Annotated in this window: 17 protein-coding genes; 10 read left to right on the top strand and 7 right to left on the bottom strand. The window is 72.6% G+C overall.

Annotation, left to right across the window (positions count from 1 at the left end; all coding sequences use genetic code 11):
• Positions 1–44 precede the first annotated feature (44 nt).
• The 3 genes from ABIB37_RS11360 (at position 45) to sucB (ending at position 5,020) form a co-directional block, all read left to right on the top strand.
• Positions 45–1,493, top strand: a complete 1,449-nt coding sequence (locus ABIB37_RS11360) for a leucyl aminopeptidase (RefSeq protein WP_354260466.1) — start codon at positions 45–47, stop codon at positions 1,491–1,493.
• A 154-nt stretch (positions 1,494–1,647) separates the two neighbouring features.
• A complete protein-coding gene (gene lpdA, locus ABIB37_RS11355; RefSeq protein WP_354260464.1) occupies positions 1,648–3,021 on the top strand; it encodes a dihydrolipoyl dehydrogenase in 1,374 nt (457 codons plus the stop codon).
• A gap of 25 nt (positions 3,022–3,046) precedes the next feature.
• Positions 3,047–5,020 carry a 2-oxoglutarate dehydrogenase, E2 component, dihydrolipoamide succinyltransferase gene (sucB, locus tag ABIB37_RS11350; RefSeq protein ID WP_354260462.1) on the top strand — a complete coding sequence of 658 codons (1,974 nt, stop codon included), beginning with the start codon at positions 3,047–3,049 and terminating at the stop codon, positions 5,018–5,020.
• A gap of 3 nt (positions 5,021–5,023) precedes the next feature.
• Here sucB and ABIB37_RS11345 read toward each other — a convergent pair whose 3' ends face one another.
• Positions 5,024–6,382 carry a serine/threonine-protein kinase gene (locus ABIB37_RS11345; RefSeq protein WP_354260460.1) on the bottom strand — a complete coding sequence of 453 codons (1,359 nt, stop codon included), beginning with the start codon at positions 6,380–6,382 and terminating at the stop codon, positions 5,024–5,026.
• Positions 6,383–6,475: 93 nt separating this feature from the next.
• Between ABIB37_RS11345 and ABIB37_RS11340 the strand changes: the two genes are divergently transcribed.
• From ABIB37_RS11340 to ABIB37_RS11330, 3 genes are all read left to right on the top strand, one after another.
• On the top strand, positions 6,476–7,165 hold the full coding sequence (locus ABIB37_RS11340) for a DUF4191 domain-containing protein (protein ID WP_354260458.1): 690 nt from the start codon (positions 6,476–6,478) through the stop codon (positions 7,163–7,165).
• Positions 7,166–7,263: 98 nt separating this feature from the next.
• Positions 7,264–8,688 carry a type I glutamate--ammonia ligase gene (gene glnA, locus ABIB37_RS11335; protein ID WP_354260456.1) on the top strand — a complete coding sequence of 475 codons (1,425 nt, stop codon included), beginning with the start codon at positions 7,264–7,266 and terminating at the stop codon, positions 8,686–8,688.
• A 309-nt stretch (positions 8,689–8,997) separates the two neighbouring features.
• The gene (locus ABIB37_RS11330; protein ID WP_354260454.1) at positions 8,998–9,411 is read left to right on the top strand and encodes a nitroreductase/quinone reductase family protein; all 414 of its coding nucleotides are present in this window, start codon (positions 8,998–9,000) and stop codon (positions 9,409–9,411) included.
• A gap of 10 nt (positions 9,412–9,421) precedes the next feature.
• Here ABIB37_RS11330 and ABIB37_RS11325 read toward each other — a convergent pair whose 3' ends face one another.
• The 3 genes from ABIB37_RS11325 to ABIB37_RS11315 all read right to left on the bottom strand — a co-directional run bounded on the left by ABIB37_RS11325 (position 9,422) and on the right by ABIB37_RS11315 (position 14,014).
• The gene (locus ABIB37_RS11325) at positions 9,422–9,625 is read right to left on the bottom strand and encodes a zinc-ribbon domain-containing protein (protein ID WP_354260452.1); all 204 of its coding nucleotides are present in this window, start codon (positions 9,623–9,625) and stop codon (positions 9,422–9,424) included.
• Positions 9,626–9,772: 147 nt separating this feature from the next.
• A complete protein-coding gene (locus ABIB37_RS11320; RefSeq protein ID WP_354260450.1) occupies positions 9,773–12,679 on the bottom strand; it encodes a bifunctional [glutamine synthetase] adenylyltransferase/[glutamine synthetase]-adenylyl-L-tyrosine phosphorylase in 2,907 nt (968 codons plus the stop codon).
• Between the two features lie 3 nt (positions 12,680–12,682).
• Positions 12,683–14,014 carry a glutamine synthetase family protein gene (locus tag ABIB37_RS11315; protein WP_123698058.1) on the bottom strand — a complete coding sequence of 444 codons (1,332 nt, stop codon included), beginning with the start codon at positions 14,012–14,014 and terminating at the stop codon, positions 12,683–12,685.
• 66 nt (positions 14,015–14,080) lie between these two features.
• On the opposite strand from ABIB37_RS11315, the gene panB reads away from it, so the two are divergent.
• Both panB and ABIB37_RS11305 read left to right on the top strand, forming a co-directional pair.
• Positions 14,081–15,001: a 3-methyl-2-oxobutanoate hydroxymethyltransferase gene (panB, locus tag ABIB37_RS11310; protein WP_354260448.1), complete on the top strand. Its 921-nt coding sequence runs from the start codon at positions 14,081–14,083 to the stop codon at positions 14,999–15,001.
• Positions 15,002–15,007: 6 nt separating this feature from the next.
• Positions 15,008–15,535 carry a DUF1697 domain-containing protein gene (locus tag ABIB37_RS11305; protein ID WP_354260446.1) on the top strand — a complete coding sequence of 176 codons (528 nt, stop codon included), beginning with the start codon at positions 15,008–15,010 and terminating at the stop codon, positions 15,533–15,535.
• Positions 15,536–15,559: 24 nt separating this feature from the next.
• Here the strand turns inward: ABIB37_RS11305 and ABIB37_RS11300 are convergent, their stop codons facing one another.
• The 3 genes from ABIB37_RS11300 to ABIB37_RS11290 form a co-directional block, all read right to left on the bottom strand.
• Positions 15,560–15,775 (bottom strand): SPOR domain-containing protein, encoded by a 216-nt coding sequence (locus tag ABIB37_RS11300; protein ID WP_123698061.1) that lies wholly within the window; start codon positions 15,773–15,775, stop codon positions 15,560–15,562.
• A gap of 63 nt (positions 15,776–15,838) precedes the next feature.
• Entirely contained in the window at positions 15,839–17,701 is a 1,863-nt protein-coding gene (locus ABIB37_RS11295; protein ID WP_502914047.1) for a glycoside hydrolase family 15 protein, read from the bottom strand.
• Positions 17,698–18,591 carry an SDR family oxidoreductase gene (locus ABIB37_RS11290; protein WP_354260444.1) on the bottom strand — a complete coding sequence of 298 codons (894 nt, stop codon included), beginning with the start codon at positions 18,589–18,591 and terminating at the stop codon, positions 17,698–17,700. Before ABIB37_RS11290 ends, ABIB37_RS11295 begins: the two co-directional genes overlap by 4 nt.
• A 101-nt stretch (positions 18,592–18,692) precedes the next feature.
• Between ABIB37_RS11290 and map the strand changes: the two genes are divergently transcribed.
• Positions 18,693–19,562 carry a type I methionyl aminopeptidase gene (gene map / locus ABIB37_RS11285; protein WP_354260442.1) on the top strand — a complete coding sequence of 290 codons (870 nt, stop codon included), beginning with the start codon at positions 18,693–18,695 and terminating at the stop codon, positions 19,560–19,562.
• A gap of 55 nt (positions 19,563–19,617) precedes the next feature.
• Positions 19,618–20,373, top strand: coding sequence for a polyphosphate--glucose phosphotransferase (gene ppgK, locus ABIB37_RS11280; RefSeq protein ID WP_354260440.1), 756 nt, complete (start codon positions 19,618–19,620; stop codon positions 20,371–20,373).
• Positions 20,374–20,408: the final 35 nt, after the last annotated feature.

The raw sequence follows: 20,408 nt of genomic DNA, 5'->3' as shown, positions 1-20,408 counted from the left end.
ACGCCGGGCGCCGCACCCGCCGGGCGCCGGTATCCTCGTGACCCATGCCGATCCCCGCACTCTCCATCATCGCCAGCGCCGACGACGCGACCGCCGAGCTCGTCGTGCACGGCGTGCTCGCCGGCGACGCACCAGAGGTCCCAGGCTTCGACGCCGAGCTGCTCGCCGCGCTGGGCGTGACGGGCAAGCGCGAGCAGATCGTCCGCGCGGTGGTCGACGGCCGCCGGGTCGCGTTCGCCGGGCTCGGCGACGACGTGTCGCCCATCAGGCTCCGCGAGGTCGCGGGTGCCGCGGTGCGCTCGCTGCGCGACGTGCCGTCGATCGCGCTGTCCCTGCCGGTGACCTCGAGCGACGACGTGCTCGCGGTGCTCGAGGGGGCCGCGCTCGGCGCCTACCGCTTCTCGGGCCTCAAGCGCGCCGAGGCGCCCAAGGTGTGCGAGATCGCCGTGGTCGCGGGCGCCGCCGACGTGGCCGCCTCGGTCGTCACCGACGCGACGATCGCCGCGCAGGCCGTCTGGACCACGCGCGACCTCGCGAACACCCCGCCCAACCTGCTGAGCCCGGTGGAGTTCGCCGACCGCGTCGCCGCCGAGGCGCCCGCAGCCGGGCTCACCGTCGTCGTGCGCGACGAGGAGCGCCTCCGCCGCGAGGGCTTCGGCGGCATCCTGGGCGTCGGGCAGGGCTCGAGCCGCCCGCCCCGCCTCGTCACGGTCGAGCACGCGCCCGAGAGCGCGACCCGCCACGTCGTGCTCGTCGGCAAGGGCATCACGTTCGACTCCGGCGGCCTCTCGCTCAAGCCCGCCGCCTCGATGCAGCACATGAAGTACGACATGACGGGTGCCGCGACGGTCTACGCGGTGACCGTTGCCGCGGCCGCGCTCCACCTGCCGATCCGCGTCACCGCGCACCTGTGCCTCGCCGAGAACCTCGTCTCGTCGACCTCCATCCGCCCCGACGACGTCATCACGATGCGCGGCGGCACGACGGTCGAGGTGACGAACACCGACGCGGAGGGCCGGCTCGTCATGGCCGACGGCCTCGTGCTCGCGAGCGAGGCGCAGCCCGACGCGATCATCGACGTCGCGACCCTCACGGGCGCGCAGCAGGTCGCGCTCGGCGACCGGGTGAGCGGCATCATGGGCAACGACGGCGCCTTCGTGGACGCGGTCGTCACTGCGTCGCGAGCCGCCGGCGAGCTCGTCTGGCCGATGCCGATCCCGGAGGAGATGCTCGGGATGCTCGACTCGGAGGTCGCCGACCTCGCGAACGCCAAGGTCGGCAACCGCGCGGGCGGCATGCTCGTCGCCGCCGCCTTCCTGGCGGAGTTCGTCGGCGAGCGCGACGGCTCGCCCATCCCGTGGGCGCACCTCGACATCGCCGGCCCCTCCACGAACAACGGCTCGCCCTTCGGCCACACGCCGTCGGGGGCGACGGGCGTGACCGTGCGCGGCCTCATCCGCACGCTCGCGACGATGGCCCGCGAGGCCGAGTAGGCGCGCACCGACCGGTGATCGCCGAGGGCGCACGGGGCTCGCCCCGCGCGCACCGCGCCACGCAGATGCATCCGACTAGGCTGGGACGGGCAAGACCTGCCCTGCACCGCCACGTCCACCGGCGCGGCAACGAAGACTCATAAGGAGCTAGTGCGTGTCCGATCAGAGCTTTGACATCGTCGTCCTGGGTGGAGGCAGCGCGGGCTACGCCGTCGCGCTGCGCGCCGTGCAGCTCGGCAAGACCGTTGCGATCGTCGAGAAGGACAAGCTGGGTGGCACGTGCCTCCACAAGGGCTGCGTCCCCACGAAGGCGATGCTGCACTCGGCGGAGGTCGCCGACGTCGTGCGCGAGTCCGGCGAGGCCGGCGTGCAGGCGGAGCTGCAGGGCATCGACATCGAGCGCGTGACCGCGTTCCGCGAGGGCATCGTCGCCAAGAAGTTCAAGGGCCTGCAGGGCCTCATCAGCGCCAAGGGCATCAAGGTCTTCGCCGGCGAGGGCCGCCTGGCGTCGCCCACGACCGTGCAGGTCGGCGACGAGACGCTCACGGGCAAGAGCATCGTGCTCGCGACGGGCTCGTACCCGAAGTCGCTCCCCGGCCTCGAGATCACCGGCAACGTCATCACGAGCGAGCAGGCGCTGCAGCTCGACTGGATCCCGCAGCGCGTCGCGATCCTCGGCGGCGGCGTCATCGGCGTCGAGTTCGCGAGCGTCTGGCGCTCGTTCGGCGTCGAGGTGACGATCATCGAGGGCCTCCCCCACCTCGTGCCCAACGAGGAGGAGTCGATCTCGAAGCAGTTCGAGCGCGCCTACAAGAAGCGCGGCATCCAGTTCAAGCTCGGCGCCCGCTTCTCGGGCGTGACGCAGGACGACAGCGGCGTGCACGTGTCGCTCGAGAACGGCGAGACGATCGACGCCGACCTGCTGCTCGTGGCCGTCGGCCGCGGCCCGGTGACGGCCAACCTCGGCTACGAGGAGGCCGGCGTGCAGCTCGACCGCGGCTACGTCACGGTCGACGAGCGCCTCCAGACCTCCGTGCCGGGCGTCTACGCGGTCGGCGACATCGTCCCCGGCCTGCAGCTCGCGCACCGCGGCTACCAGCAGGGCATCTTCGCCGCCGAGCAGATCGCCGGCCTCGAGCCGCGCCCGGTCGCCGACGTCAACATCCCGAAGGTGACCTACTCCGACCCCGAGGTCGCATCCGTGGGCTACACCGAGGCGAAGGCCAAGGAGCAGTACGGCGACGATCAGATCGAGACCTACGAGTACTCGCTCGGCGGCAACGCGAAGAGCGAGATCGTCGGCACGACCGGCTCGGTGAAGGCCGTGCGCGTGAAGGACGGCCCCGTCGTCGGCGTGCACATGATCGGCCGCCGCGTCGGCGAGCTCATCGGCGAGGCGCAGCTCATCGTGAACTGGGAGGCGTACCCCGAGGACGTCTCGCAGCTGATCCACGCCCACCCGACGCAGCACGAGGCCCTGGGCGAGACCATGCTCAAGCTCGCGGGCACGCCCCTGCACGCCATCTGATCGACAGCCACAGGAGACACGAAGCATGACTGACATCCAGCTCCCCGCACTGGGCGAGAGCGTCACCGAGGGCACGATCACCCGCTGGCTCAAGGCGGTGGGCGACGAGGTCGCCGTCGACGAGCCCATCGTCGAGGTCTCGACCGACAAGGTCGACACCGAGGTGCCGTCGCCGGTCGCCGGCACGCTCACCGAGATCCTCGCCGACGAGGACGACACCGTCGACGTCGGCGCCGTCATCGCGCGCATCGGCGACGCGGGCGACGCACCGGCCCAGGACGCGCCCGCCGAGGAGGCCCCGGCCGCCGAGGCCGCGACCGCCGGCACCGACAGCGAGGCCGACCAGGAGGCCGACGACGAGTCGGCCGCCGAGGCGCAGGACTCGCCGTCGCAGCAGGCAGACGCCGCGCAGGCGTCGCAGCGGCAGGCCGACCCCGTCGCGCAGGCGGAGGACACCGACCAGAGCGAGATCTCCCCGACCGAGACACAGGAGGCGGGCACGAAGCCGTCCGGCGGCGGCGCCGAGATCACGCTCCCCGCGCTCGGTGAGAGCGTCACCGAGGGCACGATCACGCGCTGGCTCAAGGCCGTCGGCGACACCGTCGAGGTCGACGAGCCCATCGTCGAGGTGTCGACCGACAAGGTCGACACCGAGGTGCCGTCGCCGGTCGCCGGCACGATCACCGAGATCCTGGCGAACGAGGACGACACCGTCGACGTCGGCGCCGTGATCGCCCGCATCGGCGACGCCGGCAGCGAGTCGGCCCCCGCGCCGGCCGCCGACGAGCCCTCCGAGCAGCAGCCCGCGCAGGCGTCCGGCGCGCAGCCGGTCCCCGCCGAGGACGACGTGATCCCGGGTGCCGGCACCGAAGAGGTGGGCGTCGAGCAGGAGGAGATCGCCAAGGAGGCCATCGCCGAGGAGGCCCCGAAGCAGGAGGCCCCCAAGCAGGAGGCGCCGAAGCAGGCACCTGCCGCGCCCTCGCAGCCGAAGGCCCCCGCGGCCCCCGCGCCGAAGGCCGCTCCGGCAGCGCCCGCGCAGGCCGCCGCTCCGGCAGCGCCCGCGCAGGCCGCCGCTCCGGCAGCGCCCGCGGCACCGACGGGCGGCTCGCCGTACGTCACGCCGATCGTGCGCAAGCTCGCGAACGAGAAGGGCGTCGACCTGGCGTCCCTGACCGGCACGGGCGTGGGCGGCCGCATCCGCAAGGAGGACGTGCTCGCCGCGGCCGAGTCGGCAGCGCAGGCTCCGGCCGCCGAGGCGGCGCCCTCGCAGGCGCCCGCAGAGGTCGAGGTCTCGCCGCTGCGCGGCACGACCGCGCCGATGTCTCGCCTCCGCAAGGTGGTCGCGAAGCGCGCGGTCGAGTCGATGCAGACGCTCGCCCAGCTCACGACGGTCGTCGAGGTCGACGTGACGAAGGTCGCGCAGCTCCGCGAGGCCAAGAAGGCGGCGTTCCAGCAGGAGACGGGCAGCAAGCTCACCTTCCTGCCGTTCTTCACGCAGGCCGCCGTGCAGGCGCTCAAGTCGCACCCGCTCATCAACTCGACGGACGACGGTGCGGAGATCACCTACCCGGCCACCGAGAACCTGGCGATGGCGGTCGACACTGAGCGCGGCCTGCTGACCCCGGTCATCCGTGACGCGAGCTCGAAGAGCATCCGCGAGCTGACGGCCGAGATCGCAGACCTCGCGCAGCGGACCCGCGACAACAAGCTGAGCCCGGACGAGCTCGCCGGCGGCACCTTCACGCTGACGAACACGGGCTCGCGCGGCGCGCTGTTCGACACGCCCGTGGTCTTCCAGCCGCAGCGCGCCATCCTCGGCGTCGGCACGGTCGTGAAGCGCCCGGTCGTCGTGTCGGTCGACGGGCAGGACTCGATCGCCATCCGCTCGATGGTGTACCTGGCCCTGTCGTACGACCACCGCATCATCGACGGTGCCGACGCAGCCCGCTACCTGGGACAGGTCAAGGCGCGCCTCGAGTCGGGCGCCTTCGAGGTCTAGCCGCTAGGGCGCCGACCAGGCGTCACGCAGGGTCCAACCGGCCTCGGTGCTCATCACGAGCACCGAGGCCGGTGCTCGTTCCGAGACGACCCGCAGCAGCCACGCGTCGCCGAGGCGCTGCACGAGCTCGAGCCGCCCGTCGTCAGGCATGCGCCAGGGCGATGCGGCCGTGAGCTGCGGGCTGTCGGGCTCGTGGAGGCCGACGAGGCATGCCGCGTCGCCCACGGCGAGGCAGGCCTCGCGCTCGGCGAGCAGCAGCGCCGCGCCCGCGACCGGGTCGTCCGTCATCGCCGGCTCGTGCGGCTGCGCCTGCGGCCGCGGCGAGACGGGCGACGAGGCGGTCGGCCGGGCCGAGGCGTCGCTGCGCTCGGCCGCCCGGCTCCCCTCGTCCGCCGCGCCCGGTGCGGGCAGCAGCAGCGCGAGCGCGACCGCCGCGACGCCGCCGACGGCGACAGCCCAGAACCTCGGGCGCACGGCCGCGAGGCTCCTCCCGACGACACCGCCCCCGGGCCACCGCATCCGCCCCGCGACCCGCTCGAGCAGCACCGCCGCGCGCGCCCACACTGCTTCGAGCCCCTCTGCACGGATGCGTCTGCGACGCTGCGTCGTGGCGACCGCTGCGCCGACGTCCGGCTGGAGCGCGAGGGGCAGCGCCGGCCAGGCCTCGAGCAGCGCCGCGCCGGCGGCTGCGAGGTCCCGCGCGGCGATCGCACGCTCGACGGCGTCGGGCAGCGCCTCACCGCACCCGGCGAGCACCGCCTCGGCGAGCGAGCGCCACGCATCGGCATCCGCCGCGACCCCGGCGCTGCCCTCGCGCCAGGCGATCGACGGCTTCGCCGCCTCGACGCGCGCGCCCTCGCCGGTGAGGAGCGGCGCGCCGTCGGCGTCGAGCCGTACGTGGTGCGCGCTGACGGCGCCCGCCGTCGCCCCGACCGCGTGCAGCGCACCGAGGGCCGCCGCGATCGGCGCGAGCGCGGTCACCGCCTCGCCCGGGTCGGGTGCCCCTCGGTCGCGCAGCCAGTCGGCCAGGTCGCGCGGCAGCAGCGGCCGCACGACGACCACTCCCGCGTCCGTGGCGACGTCGAGGATCGGCTCGAGGTGCGCGTGATCGGCGAGGAGCAGCGCCTCGACCTCGCGGGCGAGGAGCGCCTCCTCCCCCGGCATGCTGCGCTGCAGCTCGACACCCGCGCCCGACGCATCCGCCGCGACCCACACCTCGCGCTCGGCGGTGCGGCGCAGCAGGCGCACGAGCGGGTGGCCGGCGATCGTCGGTCGGTCCTCCTCCTCGGCCCCGTCCACGGAGACTCCCGCGTCGACGGAGACCGCCTCATCCGCCGCAGCCGTCTCGTCCACCTGGTCCACGTCCCGGACCCTGCCAGTGCGGGCCGCGTCCGCGCGGGCCTCGGGCCGATGCCTGTGGAGAGCGAGGCGCCCGCACGCCGGTATCCTGTCGTCATGGCACGCGACAGCGAGAAGGAGCCCGGCAGGCTCAAGACGATGTGGTCCATCTTCCAGATGACCCGCAGGAACGACCGGCTCGCGCTGCCGCTGCTGCTGGCGGCGTTCTTCGGCCCCATCGTGATCATCACGGTGCTCGCGATCGTCTTCCGACAGGACACGCTCTTCCTGATCCTCTGGATCATCAGCGGCGTGCTCATCGGCCTGATGCTCATGATGATGACGCTCACGTGGCGCGCCGAGAAGATCGCGTTCGCGCAGATCGAGGGTCGCCCCGGTGCGGTCGGCGCGGTGCTGAAGAACGGCCTGCGCGGCAACTGGACGACGAGCGAGATGCCGGTGGGCGTCAACCCGCGCACGCAGGACGCCGTCTACCGCGCCGTGGGCAAGCCCGGCGTCGTGCTCATCGCTGAGGGCCCGCGCGAGCGGCTGTCGCGCCTGCTCGGCGAGGAGAAGCGCAAGGTCAAGCGCATCGTGCCGAACGTGCCGATCCACGTCATCGAGATCGGCCCCGACTCCGAGCTCGAGCTGCGCAAGCTCACGCGCTCCATGCGGCGCCTCAAGCGCACGCTCAGCCGCGCCGAGGTGATGGCCGTCGCGAACCGCCTCACCTCCCTCGGCCAGGCGAGCCTGCCCATCCCGAAGGGCATCGATCCGCGCCGCGTGCGGCCCGGTCGCCCCCGCTGACGTAACACCGCCGAAACATCGGCGTCACGGGCGGGCAACGGCTCCTGCGTAGCGTCGATGCCAAGGCATCCGCCCTACCCCCAAAGTCAAGGAGCACCATGTTCAAGGATTCGTCCGAGGTCCTCGCCTACATCAAGGCAGAGGAGGTGCGCTTCCTCGACATCCGCTTCACGGACCTGCCGGGTGTGCAGCAGCACTTCAACATCCCCGCGTCCACGGTCGACGAGGAGTTCTTCACCGTCGGCCAGCTGTTCGACGGCTCGTCGATCCGCGGCTTCGCGAACATCCACGAGTCCGACATGCAGCTCATCCCGGATGTGACGACGGCCTACGTCGACCCCTTCCGCGAGCACAAGACGCTCGTGATGATCTTCGACATCTACAACCCGCGCACCGGTGAGATCTACCACCGCGACCCGCGGCAGGTCGCGCACAAGGCCGAGCAGTACCTGGCCTCGACCGGCATCGCCGACACCGCCTTCTTCGCCCCCGAGGCGGAGTTCTACGTCTTCGACGACGTGCGCTACTCGGTCACGCAGAACCAGTCGTTCCACTCGGTCGACTCCGAGGAGGGCGCCTGGAACTCGGGTCGCGTCGAGGAGGGCGGCAACCTTGCCAACAAGACGCCCTACAAGGGCGGCTACTTCCCCGTCTCGCCGGTCGACAAGCAGGCCGACCTCCGCGACGACATCGTGCTCAAGCTCGAGGGCATCGGCCTGCAGGTCGAGCGCAGCCACCACGAGGTGGGCACCGGCGGCCAGGCCGAGATCAACTACCGCTTCAACACGATGGTCAAGGCGGCCGACGAGATCCTCGCCTTCAAGTACATCGTGAAGAACACGGCCGAGCAGTGGGGCAAGACGGCCACGTTCATGCCGAAGCCGCTCTTCGGCGACAACGGCTCGGGCATGCACACGCACCAGTCGCTGTGGCTCGACGGCAAGCCGCTCTTCTTCGACGAGAACGGCTACGGCAACCTCTCCGACCTCGCTCGCTGGTACATCGGCGGCCTGCTCGCGCACGCCCCCGCGGTGCTCGCGTTCACGAACCCGTCGATCAACTCGTACCGCCGCCTCGTGAAGGGCTTCGAGGCGCCGGTCAACCTGGTCTACTCGGCCGGCAACCGCTCCGCGGCCGTCCGCATCCCGATCACGGGCTCGAACCCCAAGGCGAAGCGCATCGAGTTCCGCGCTCCCGACGGCGCCTCGAACCCGTACCTCGCCTTCGCGGCGCAGATGATGGCCGGCCTCGACGGCATCAAGAACCGCATCGAGCCGCACGAGCCCGTCGACAAGGACCTCTACGAGCTGCCTCCCGAGGAGGCCAAGGACATCCCCCAGGTGCCCGGCACGCTCGAGGAGGCGCTCGTCGCGCTGGAGCAGGACCACGAGTTCCTGCTCGAGGGCAACGTGTTCACGAAGGACCTCATCGACACCTGGGTCGCGATGAAGCGCGAGTCCGAGATCCTGCCGATGGCGCTCCGTCCGCACCCCTTCGAGTTCGAGCTCTACTACGGGGTCTGACGTCTGACGCCACCGCGCACAGAGACGGGGGCCGGGTTCCTTGGGGGGACCCGGCCCCTCTGCGTGCGCGCTGCGACCGAGAGGGTGTGCGCTCGATCGGTCTGAGCGCCGCGCCGGCCGCCAGTCGGGCGCGGTGCCGCGCTCAGCCCGATCGAGCTCGCGGTCGTCGGTCGTGCCGGCGTCCGCCCGGCATACTGGATGCCGATGAGACGACCGCGACTGCACCCGCGTCGCACGGCGCAGAGAGAGGTCCGCACCCGGGTGCCGCAGGACACGAAGCTCCCCCCATGGCTCAAGCACGCCAACCGCATGATGCTGCTCCTGCACAACGCGGGTGTCGCGATCGGACCGCCGCACATCCTGATCGTGCCCGGGCGGACGAGCGGCGAACCGCGGCCGACACCCGTCTCGATCGTCTCGCTCGACGGCGATCGCTACGTCGTCGCGGGCCGGCGGATGTCATGGGTGAAGAACGTGCGGGCTGCGGGAGCCGGGTCGATCCAGCGCGGCCGGCGCCTCGAGCCGGTGCGCTTCACCGAGATGGAGCCGCACGAGCGCGGGCCGGTGCTGCGGGCCTACTGGCACCAGCACAGCCAGGGTCGCAAGATCGCGGCGCAGATCTTCGAAGCCGGCCCTGACGCGAGCGCGGACGACTTCGCCGAGGCTGCTCCGCGATGCGCGGTCTTCCGCCTCGACCCGCTGACCGACGAGCCCGCTGCCTGAGGCCGATCGCTCAGATCGCGACGGCGTTGCCGCAGATGCCGCAGACCTCGTACTCGCGGCGGCCCCAGCGGGCGATGGGGATGAAGAAGAGCGTGAACTGCTTCGACTCGCGCGTGCGGCCCCAGACCGTCGTGTTGTGGCAGCGCATGCACGTGCGGGTCTCGCCGGGGCCGAGGTCCTGCTGCTTGGCGCCGAAGCCGAAGATGAAGAACATCGGGCCAGCGTAGGCGGGGTGGCTGGGAACGGGTCGTCTCGATGCGCGCCTTCGGTGCTGCTCGACGGGCAAGACAGGGGTGCTCGACGAGCGCCGGGGTGGGTCGTCTCGATACGCGCCTTCGGTGCTACTCGACGAGCGTGGCGGTCAGTCCTCGTAGAAGCGGCGCTCGAAGACGCGGCGTGCGCGCCGGGTCGCCGCGAGGTAGTGCTCCTCGAGGTCGCGCGCTGACCCCGACGGCATCCCCACGAGCCGCGCGACCGCCTCGAGCTCGCCGCGGTCGACCGGCAGCAGGTCGATCGTGCGCGCGCGGGCGAGCGCGAGCCCGTTGCGGATGCGGGTCGCGAGCTGCCACGCCTCCCGCAGCACCTCGACATCCCGGTCGGAGAGCAGCTCCTCGCGCGCGGCGGCGGCGAGCGCCTCGAGCGTCGACGGCGTCCGGAGGCTCGGCAGCCGTCCCGCGTGGCGCAGCTGCAGCAGCTGCACGAGCCACTCGACGTCGCTGAGCGCACCGTCGCCGAGCTTCAGGTGGCGCCGGCGATCCGCGTTCTGCGGCAGCCGCTCGGTCTCGACGCGCGCCTTGATGCGACGCACCTCGCGCACCGACGACGCGGGGAAGTCGCGCGGGTACCGGCGCTCGTCGATGACCGCCATGAGCTCCGCCGCGAGCCCCTCGTCGCCCGCGAACGGCCGCGCGCGCAGCAGCGCCTGCGCCTCCCACGGCTCCGACCAGCGCTCGTAGTAGGCGCGGTAGCTCTCGATGGTCCGCACGAGCGGACCCTGCCTGCCCTCGGGCCGCAGCCCCGCATCCAGCTCGAACGGCAGCGTCGGGTCGGCGAGCGTCTCCTGCACGCGGCGGATGACGGCGGTCGCCGCCGCGATCGCGTCGCCCTCGCCGCGCGCGACGTGCAGCACGTCGATGTCGCTGCCGAAGCCGATCTCGCGACCGCCCGTGCGGCCCATCGTGATGGTCGCGAGCTCGAGCCCCTCCGGCCGGTGCAGGCGGATCGCCGCGTCGACGAGCGCAGCGGCCATGCCGCTCAGGGCGGCGCCGACGGCGCTCTCGTCGATGCGCTGCAGCGCACTCGCCATCGCGATGCGCAGGTGCTCGCGGCGGCGCAGCGAGCGCAGCGCCTGCCGCACGGCATCCGGGTCGTGGTGCCGAGCGAGCACGGCGGCCGTCTCGTCGCGCAGCGCCGCCTCGCTGCGGGGCCGCAGCTGCTCGTCGCTGTCGAGCCACGAGGCGGCCTCCGGGATGCGCTCCATGAGCGAGGCGATCAGCCGCGACGAGGAGAGCAGGTGGCTGAGGCGCTGCGCTGCGACGGGTGAGTCGCGGAGCATCCGCAGGAACCAGGGGCTCTCCCCCAGCGCCTCGCTCAGCCGGCGGAAGGCGAGCAGGCCCATGTCGGGATCGGCGCCCTCGGCGAACCAGCCGAGCAGCACCGGCAGCAGCAGGCGCTGGATCTGCGCGCGGCGGCTGACGCCCGCGGTGAGCTCACCGATGTGCGCGAGCGCGCCCTTGCCGTCGACGTAGCCGGACGCCTGCAGGCGCCGCATGGCGTGCTCGGGGCTCAGCCGCACGTCCTCGTGGCCGAGCGACGCCATCGCGCCGAGCAGCGGGCGGTAGAAGAGCCGCTCGTGCAGCGAGCGCACCGCGCGGCGCGTCGCCTGCCACTGCCGCTCGAGCACCTCGGCGTCGGCGAGCCGCGCGGCGCGCGCGAGCCGGCGCAGGTCGTCCTCGCCGAGCGGCATGAGGTGCGTGCGGCGCATGCGCCAGAACTGGATGCGGTGCTCGAGCACGCGCAGGAACCGGTAGTGGGCGCCGAACTCGAGCCGGTCCGCGCGGCCGATCGTGCCGCGCGCGGCGAGGGCGTCGAGCGCCTCGAGCGTGCCGCGCTGCCGCAGCGACGCGTCGTCGGCGCCGTGGACGAGCTGCAGCAGCTGCACCGTGAACTCGACGTCGCGCAGGCCGCCGGGCCCGAGCTTGAGCTGCCGGCCGACCTCGTCGGCGGGGATGTGCTCGGTGACGCGCTCGCGCATCCGCTGCACCGACTCCACGAAGCCCTCGCGACTCGACGACTCCCACACCTTCGACCGCACCGACGCCTCGTAGGCCGCGCCGAGCGCCTCGTCGCCGGCGAGGAACCGCGCCTTGAGCAGCGCCTGGAACTCCCACGACTTCGCCCAGCGGTCGTAGTAGGCGACGTGGGATGCGAGCGTGCGGGTGAGCGCGCCGTCCTTGCCCTCCGGCCGCAGGTTGCTGTCGACCTCCCACAGCGGCGGCGCGGCCTGGAACTGCGAGCACGCGGCGGCCGTCTCGCGCGCGAGCAGCGTCGCGACCTGCGTGGCGCGCGGGTCCTCGAGGTCGTCGGCCTCGTGCACCCAGATGACGTCGACGTCGCTGATGTAGTTCAGCTCGCGCGCGCCCGCCTTGCCCATGCCGATGATCGCGAGCCGCACGCGGTCGGCGTCCGCGCCGAAGCGCTCCCGCGCCGCCGAGCGGGCGATCGCGAGCCCGGCCTCGAGGGCGGCCGCGGCGAGGTCGGCGAGCGCCGCGGAGACGACGTGCACGAAGTCGGCCGGGTCGTCGAGGCGGAGGTCCCAGGCGACCAGCTCGGTGAGGTGGCGCCGGTAGCGGCCGCGCATCGCTGAGACCGCGCGGTCGCGCGGCATCGTCGTGGCGCCGTCCTCGGCCGCGACGGCCTCGAGCATGCTCGCGCGGTAGGTCGCGGCTTCGGCGGGCGCCGCGGGCCGCGCGGCGACGTCGAGGTCCTCGGCGTGCCGCTCGAGGTGCTCCCCGATCCCGAGCGAGCCGCCGAGCACGCGCACGAGCGACGCGCGCGCCTCGGCGTCGTCGAGCACGTCGCCCAGGTCGATGCCGGCGCGCTCGAGCCGCACGAGCATCTGCAGCGCGGTGTCGGGGTCGGCGGAGCGCGCGCACTCGTCGACGAGCCCGTGCAGCGCCTCCGGCAGCTCCGCCAGGCACGCCTCCGCCTTGCTCGGCTCCCGGAAGCCGAGCTGGGCGAGCCGCACCCGGGGAGACGGGACGCGCATGGGCTACAGCGTGAGCAGGTTCGACTCGAGCTCGACGCGCGTCACCTGCGCGCGGTAGCGCTGCCAGTCCTCGCGCTTGTTGCGGACGAAGTACGAGAACACCTGCTCGCCGAGCGTCTCGGCGACGAGCTCCGACTCCTCCATCGCGCCGATGGCGCGGTCGAGGCTCGCGGGCAGCGGCTTGAAGCCGAGCGCCTTGCGCTCCTTGTCGGAGAGCTGCCAGATGTCGTCGACCGCCTCGTCGGGCAGCTCGTAGCCCTCCTCGATGCCCTTCAGGCCAGCGGCGAGCAGCACCGAGAACGCGAGGTACGGGTTCGCCGCCGAGTCGAGGCCGCGGTACTCGATGCGGGCCGACTGCGCCTTGTTGGGCTTCGAGAGCGGCACGCGCACGAGCGCGGAGCGGTTGTTGTGGCCCCAGCTCACGAAGCTGGGCGCCTCGTCGCCGGACCACATGCGCTTGTAGGAGTTGACGTACTGGTTCGTCACGGCCGTGAACTCGGGCGCGTGGTGCAGCAGCCCGGCCATGAACTGCCGGCCGATCTTCGACAGCCGGTACTGCCCGGATGCGTCGTAGAACGCGTTGCGCTCGCCCTCGAAGAGCGAGAGGTGCGTGTGCATGCCGCTGCCTGGGTGGCCCTCGAACGGCTTCGGCATGAAGGTGGCGTAGACGCCCTCGGACTGGGCGACCTCCTTGACCACCGTGCGGAAGGTCATGATGTTGTCGGCCGTGGAGAGCGCATCCGCGTACCGCAGGTCGATCTCGTTCTGGCCGGGCCCTGCCTCGTGGTGGCTGAACTCCACCGAGATGCCGATGTCCTCGAGCATGCGCACGCTCGCGCGGCGGAAGTCGTGCGCGGTGCCGCCGGGCACGTTGTCGAAGTAGCCCGCGTGGTCGACGGGCTCGGGGTTGGCGACGTCGGCCGACTTGAGCAGGTAGAACTCGCACTCGGGGTGCGTGTAGAAGCTGAAGCCGCGATCAGCCGCCTTCGCGAGCGTGCGCTTGAGCACGTGGCGCGGGTCGGCGGCGGCGGGCTGGCCGTCCGGGGTGGAGATGTCGCAGAACATGCGGGCGGTCGGGTCGACCTCGCCGCGCCACGGGAGGATCTGGAAGGTCGACGGGTCGGCCTTCGCGATGACGTCGGCCTCGGACGAGCGCGAGAGCCCCTCGATCGACGAGCCGTCGATGCCGAGCCCCTCGGTGAAGGCGCCCTCCACCTCGGCCGGGGCGATCGCCACCGACTTCAGCGTGCCCAGCACATCCGTGAACCACAGGCGCACGAACTTCACGCCGCGCTCCTCGATCGTGCGCAGCACGAAGTCTCGCTGCTTGTCCATCCCGTACCTCTCTCTGCCTCCCTTCAGGCTAGTGGTCGCGCAGATGCGTGAGGTTAGGCTCGGGGCATGGCACAGGGTGGTTCACAGCAGCGCGGCTCCGGACAGGACGATCAGGCCCCGGCGGCGCAGTCGCCGACCGAGGGTGCGCAGGAGGCGGCGGCCCCGTACGGCGGCGGCTCCGCGGGACCGAAGCGCGTGCGCACGCGCCACTTCTCGCAGGCGAAGCGCGACGGCGTCAAGATCGTCGGGCTCACGAGCTACGACTACCTCTCGGCGGGCATCTTCGACCGCGCGGGCATCGACTTCCTGCTCGTCGGCGACTCGGCCGGCAACACGGTCTTCGGCTACGACACGACCCTCCCCGTCACCGTCGACGAGCTCATCCCCCTCACCCGCGCCGTCGCGCGCGCCGCGAAGCGGGCGCTCGTCATCGCCGACCTGCCGTTCGGCTCGTACGAGACGAACCCGCGAGAGGCTGTGCACACCGCGATCCGCTTCATGAAGGAGACGGGCGCGCACGCCGTGAAGCTCGAGGGCGGCGAGCGCTCGGCCGAGCAGATCCGGCGGATCGTCGAGGCCGGCATCCCGGTCATGGCGCACATCGGCTACACGCCGCAGTCGGAGCACGGGCTCGGCGGGCACGTGATCCAGGCGCGAGGCGACGCCGGCATCGAGCAGCTGCTGCGCGACGCGCGCGCGGTCGAGGACGCGGGCGCCTTCGCGGTCGTGCTCGAGATGGTGCCGTCGGAGTCGGCGCGACGGGTGACCGAGACGCTGTCGATCCCCACGATCTCGGTCGGCGCCGGCCCGCACTGCGACGGGCAGCTGCTGGTCTGGAGCGACTGGGCCGGCTTCACGAGCGGCCGCATCCCCAAGTTCGTCAAGCAGTACGCGCAGCTCGCCCAGACGCTCGAGGAGGCCGCGGTGTCGTTCCGCGAGGACGTGTCGTCCGGCGCCTACCCGGCGCGCGAGCACGAGTACGAGTAGCCAGCCGTGCGCGTCGCCCTGCTGCTCCGCGGCGTCAACGTCGGCGGCGTCACCGTGCGCTCCGCAGACCTCCGCGCGCTGCTCGCGGAGGCGGGACTCGACGATGTCGCGACCGTGCTCGCGAGCGGCAATGCGGTCGTGACCGCCGGGAGCGCCGCCGCAGCGGCCACGACGGCCGAGGAGGCCCTCGAGGCGCGCTACGGGCGTCGGATCCGCGTGCTCGGCATCGGGATCGACGCGCTGCAGCGGATCGTCGACGCATACCCGCACGGCGAGGACGACGAGCACACGCCGTACGTCATCTTCGAGCTCGAGCCCGGCGTGATCGATGCGCTCGCGCAGCTCGAGACCGCCGACGGCGAGGCCATCGCCGCAGGCGACGGGGTGCTCTACTGGTCGAACCCCAAGGGCACCACGCTCACGAGCGGCTTCGCGAAGGCGTCGGAGCGAGCCGGGCGTTCGCAGGGCTCCGGGAAGGACGCCACCACGACGCGCAACGTGCGCACGCTCCGCAAGGTGCTCGCCGCGGCCTGAAGCGGCCAACGGCAGGGCGGCGCGCTACCCCTCGTCGTCGCGGGGCTTCGCGCCGCTGCCCCACGAGTCGGCGGCTGCCTCCTCCGCCGCCCACTGCTGCGAGCGCTGCTTGATGATCTCCGGCGCGCGCGCTGCCTCCTCGCGCGACGTGAACGGCCCTGCCCGGTCGTAGCCCGGCGAGACCATGCCCTCCTCGACGACGCCCGTCTCGAGGTTGTACCAGTACTCCGCGGCGTTCATGGGGCCGAGCGTAGCCACGTCGGCTCTGCGACTCCAGGGAGCCGGTCGGGAGGCCGCTCGGCGTCAGCCGCCGTCGCCCGCGTCGCGCTCCGCGGCCTGCACCGTGATCGCCGCCTGCGCGAGCGCGAGGTGGCTGAGCGCCTGCGGGAGGTTGCCGAGGAAGGCGCCCGTCTCGGGCTCGAGCATCTCCGAGAGCAGGCCGACGTCGTTCGGTGCCTCAGCGAGCAGCGCCTCCATGCGCTGCCGAGCCTCGTCGACCTGTCCGCACAGCGCTCGGGCGGCGACCATCCAGAACGAGCAGGCGACGAACGACGACTCCTCGCGCTCGGCGCTCGACCAGCGCACGAGGTGCGGGCCGCGCCCGAGCTCCGCGTCGAGCGCGTCGAGGGTGCGCCGCATCCGGTCGCCGCGGTCGAAGCCGCTGATCGCGTGCAGCAGGATCGAGGCGTCGAGCTCGTCGGTGTCCGGGTGCCAGACGTACGCCCCGCGCTCCTCCGACCAGCAGTGCTCCTCGACCCACGCGCGGATCGCGTCGGCCTCGAACCGCCAGCGGGCTGCATCGCCGGGGATCTGGCCGATGTCGGCGAGGTGCGCGGCCTGCTGGAGCGCGTGCCAGCAGCCGAGCTTCGACGTCGTGTAGTGCCGGTGGTCGGGCAGCTCCCACATGCCGGCGTCGACGCGCCGCCAGCGGTCGGCCGCGAGGTCGGCGATCTCGGTCAGGAGCCGGCCGGTGGGTGCGTCGAGCACGTTCCCGGCGTCGACGTACATCGCGACGATGCTGAAGATGTCGCCGTAGACGCCGAGCTGCAGCTGGCCGGCGGCTCGGTTGCCGGTCACGACCGGCTGCGCGCCGCGCCAGCCGTGCACGTCGTGCTCGTCGACGTCGTCGCCCGGCACACGGCCGTCGAGCCCGTGGAGCACGGCGGTCTCGCTGTGGTCCTTGAGCAGCCGCAGCATCCAGGTCATCGCGCCGTGGACCTCCTCGCTGACGCCGAGCTGCAGCAGCACGCCGAGCGAGTAGGCGGTGTCGCGGATCCACGAGTACCGGTAGTCCCAGCCCTTCCGCACGGTCAGCGACTCCGGGAGCGAGGTGGTCGCGGCGGCGGCGATGCCGCCGGTCGGCGCGTAGATGAGCTGCTTGAGCACGAGCGCGCTGCGGTGCACCGCCTCGGGCCACGGCCCGTCGTACGTGCACGACGCCGTCCAGCGCCGCCACGCGTCGATCGTGCGGTCGATGCCCGCGTCCATCGCGGCGGGATCCGGCAGCAGCAGCGGCTCGGAGTCGGTCGCGACGAAGCCGAGCAGGTGCCGTGACCCGGGCGACGTGCGGAAGCGCGCGACCATGCCGCGCGCGCCGACCTCGACGTCGGCGGCGTGCAGGGTGCGCGGGGCGAGCGTCAGCCCGCCGACCCGCAGCACGGTGCCGTGCACGGTCTCGCTGGCCCACGGCGACGCGGTGCCGAGCATCGTGCCCGGCGCGATCTCGCCGCGCAGCTCGACCTCGCCCTCGACGCCGTCGATGCGGCGGGCGAGCTCGCACCACGGCAATCGCCCCGCCATGCCGGTGTTGAGGGAGTCGGTGATGCGCACGACGCCGGCGTCGGTCGTGAAGGTGGTCTCGAGCACGTTGCCGCCCTCGAGATAGCGCCGCTCGACGCGGTGCGGGTCGAGCGGCGCGAGCGCGACCCTGCCGCCCCGCTCGGCGTCGAGCAGCGCGGCGAAGGCGGGCATCGCGTCGACCGCCGGCAGCGGCAGCCAGTCGATGCTGCCGTCGCGCGCGACGAGCGCGATCGTGCGGCCGTCGCCGATCGACGCATACGTGCGCAGGTCGGCGTAGCCGTCGGCGTCGCGCTCGTCGAGCGGCGCCGGGACCGGCGCACCGCCCCGCCAGCGCAGGGCGGTGCCGATCCCGGCCGGCCCGATCACGGCGTGGGCATCCCGCCGTTGACGTGGAGCGTCTCGCCGACGACGTAGCTCGACTCGCCCGAGGCGAGGAACACGAAGGCGGGCGCGAGCTCCGCGGGCTGCCCGGCGCGGCCGAGCGGCGTCTGCTGGCCGAACTCCGGCAGCACGTCGGTCGGCTGGCCGCCGGCCGTCTGCAGCGGCGTCCACACCGGTCCGGGCGCGACCACGTTGACGCGGATGCCGCGCGGCGCGAGCTGCTGCGAGAGCGCCTTGCTCATCGTGTTCATCGCCGCCTTCGTCGTCGCGTAGTCGACGAGGTTCTCGGAGGGCTGGTACGCCTGGATGGACGAGGTCGCGATGATCGTCGAGCCCGGCGGCATGTGCGGCACGGCATCCTTCGCGAGCCAGAAGAAGGCGTAGACGTTGGTCTTAAACGTCTCGTCGAACGCCTCGTCGGTGAGGTCCTCGAGGCGGTCGACGTACTGCTGCTTGCCGCCGTTCGAGACGAGGATGTCGAGGCCGCCGAGCCGCTCGACGGTCGTGGCGACGAGCTGCGCGCAGTACGCGCGGTCGGTGAGGTCGCCGGGGATCGCGACGGCGGTCCTGCCGGCCTCCTCGATGAGCGCGACGATGCGCTGCGCGTCGCTCTCCTCCTCCGGCAGGTACGAGATCGCGACGTCGGCGCCCTCGCGCGCGAAGGCGATCGCGGTGGCGGCGCCGATGCCGGAGTCGCCGCCGGTGATGAGCGCCTTGCGCCCCTCGAGGCGGCCGCTGCCGCGGTAGCTCTCCTCGCCGAGGTCGGCGCGGTCGCGCAGCCCGGAGTCGAGGCCGGGGCCGTCCTGCGAGACGGGCTTCGTGTCGATGTCGGCGTAGCGGGCGGTCGGGTCGGTGAACGTGTACTGATCAGCCATGCGTCGAGGCTACGGATGTCCCCCATCCGCACCCTGAGCGCGCGTCCAGGGTCGACCCGGCCCGCGAGGTGCATGAGCACCGCCCTCCTAGGATGGAGCGCATGCCGAAGGACGCGAGTGGTCACCTCATCCCCGGCCGCATCGGCCCGGAGCGGCGGGTCGACCCCGCGATCGCACGGCCCGAGTACGTCGGGCGCCCGGCACCGGCGAAGCACGTCGGCGGCGACGCGTACGACGACGAGACGATCGAGCGCATCCGCCGCGCCGGCACGATCGCGGCCGACGCGATCGCCGCTGTCGGCGCCGCCGCGCAGGCGGGGGTGACGACCGACGAGCTCGACCGGATCGGCCACGAGTTCGTCACCGGCCACGGCGCCTACCCCTCGACGCTCGGCTACCGCGACTACCGCAAGTCGATCTGCTCGAGCGTGAACGAGGTGATCTGCCACGGGATCCCGGACGACACCGAGCTCGAGCCGGGCGACATCGTGAACATCGACATCACCGCCTACCTCGACGGCGTGCATGGTGACTCCAACCGCACGTTCATCGTCGGCGAGGCCACGCCCGAGGTCGCGCAGCTCGTCGAGCGCACCGAGGAAGCGCTGCGGCGCGGCATCCGGGCCGCCATGCCGGGTCGCCGCGTCAACGTCATCGGCCGGGCGATCGAGATGTACGCGAAGCGCTTCGGCTACGGGGTCGTGCGCGACTTCACGGGCCACGGCGTCGGCACGTCGTTCCACTCCGGGCTGATCATCCCCCACTACGACACCGACCGCTACGACACCGAGATCGTGCCGGGCATGGTGTTCACGATCGAGCCGATGCTGACGTTGGGCACCCACGAGTGGGAGGGCTGGGACGACGACTGGACGGTCGTCACGCGCGATCGATCCATCACCGCGCAGTTCGAGCACACCATCGTCGTGCGCGAGTCCGGCGCCGAGATCCTGACCCTGCCGTCCGCCTGACCGGCTCGCGCGTGGACGACCGCTCCACGGCGGGATCCGTGGCAGGATGCGAGCCGTGACCAAGTCGAAGCACCAGGCCGTCGGCGTCGACATCGGCGGGACGGGCGTCAAGGCCGCCCTCGTCGATGTGAAGACGGGCGAGCTCCTCAGCGACCGCGTCAAGCTGCCGACGCCCGAGGGCGGCGAGCCCGACGCGATCCGCGATGCGGTCGTCGAGCTCGTGGACCGGCTCGAGGCGCCGGAGGGGACGCCGATCGGGGTGACGTTCCCCGCGATCGTGCGCCACGGCCGCACGATGAGCGCCGCGAACGTCTCGAAGGCGTGGATCGGGCTCGAGGCGGAGCGGCTGTTCGAGCAGGCGCTCGGCCGCGACATCCACTTCGTCAACGACGCGGATGCGGCCGGCTTCGCCGAGGACCACTACGGCGCCGCGAAGGACGCGGCCGGCCTTGTCATCATGACGACGCTCGGCACGGGCATCGGCGGCGCGTTCATCTACGACGGGGTGCTCATCCCCAACGCCGAGCTCGGGCACCTCGAGATCGACGGCCACGACGCGGAGTCGCGCGCCTCGAACCGTGCGCGCGAGCGCGAGGAACTCAGCTGGGAGGCGTGGGCCGAGCGCCTGCAGCGCTACTACACGCACCTCGAGTTCCTCTTCTCGCCCGACCTCTTCGTCGTCGGCGGCGGCGTCTCGAAGTCGTCGGAGCTCTTCCTGCCGCTCCTCACGCTCGACACGCCCATCGTGCCCGCGAAGCTGCGCAACAACGCCGGCATCATCGGCGCCGCGGCGCTCGCCCGCGGCGTCTAGCCCCGGGCGGCGCTCGCCGCCGCCCTCCGCCTCGA

Source organism: Agrococcus sp. UYP10 (assembly GCF_040547205.1).
GTDB lineage: Bacteria > Actinomycetota > Actinomycetes > Actinomycetales > Microbacteriaceae > Agrococcus > Agrococcus jenensis.
The sequence above is the reverse complement of the archived record's forward strand: the minus strand, read 5'-3'. Positions and strand labels throughout refer to the sequence as shown.

Excerpts from the sequence above, each read along its gene's own strand:
- ABIB37_RS11315 (WP_123698058.1), bottom strand. The coding sequence starts at position 14,014 with ATGGACAAGCAGCGAGACTTCGTGCTGCGCACGATCGAGGAGCGCGGC.
- panB (WP_354260448.1), top strand. The coding sequence starts at position 14,081 with ATGGCACAGGGTGGTTCACAGCAGCGCGGCTCCGGACAGGACGATCAG.
- ABIB37_RS11340 (WP_354260458.1), top strand. The coding sequence starts at position 6,476 with ATGGCACGCGACAGCGAGAAGGAGCCCGGCAGGCTCAAGACGATGTGG.
- glnA (WP_354260456.1), top strand. The coding sequence starts at position 7,264 with ATGTTCAAGGATTCGTCCGAGGTCCTCGCCTACATCAAGGCAGAGGAG.
- ABIB37_RS11320 (WP_354260450.1), bottom strand. The coding sequence starts at position 12,679 with ATGCGCGTCCCGTCTCCCCGGGTGCGGCTCGCCCAGCTCGGCTTCCGG.
- map (WP_354260442.1), top strand. The coding sequence starts at position 18,693 with ATGCCGAAGGACGCGAGTGGTCACCTCATCCCCGGCCGCATCGGCCCG.
- ABIB37_RS11290 (WP_354260444.1), bottom strand. The coding sequence starts at position 18,591 with ATGGCTGATCAGTACACGTTCACCGACCCGACCGCCCGCTACGCCGAC.
- ABIB37_RS11330 (WP_354260454.1), top strand. The coding sequence starts at position 8,998 with ATGATGCTGCTCCTGCACAACGCGGGTGTCGCGATCGGACCGCCGCAC.
- ABIB37_RS11325 (WP_354260452.1), bottom strand. The coding sequence starts at position 9,625 with ATGTTCTTCATCTTCGGCTTCGGCGCCAAGCAGCAGGACCTCGGCCCC.
- ABIB37_RS11360 (WP_354260466.1), top strand. The coding sequence starts at position 45 with ATGCCGATCCCCGCACTCTCCATCATCGCCAGCGCCGACGACGCGACC.
- sucB (WP_354260462.1), top strand. The coding sequence starts at position 3,047 with ATGACTGACATCCAGCTCCCCGCACTGGGCGAGAGCGTCACCGAGGGC.
- ABIB37_RS11300 (WP_123698061.1), bottom strand. The coding sequence starts at position 15,775 with ATGAACGCCGCGGAGTACTGGTACAACCTCGAGACGGGCGTCGTCGAG.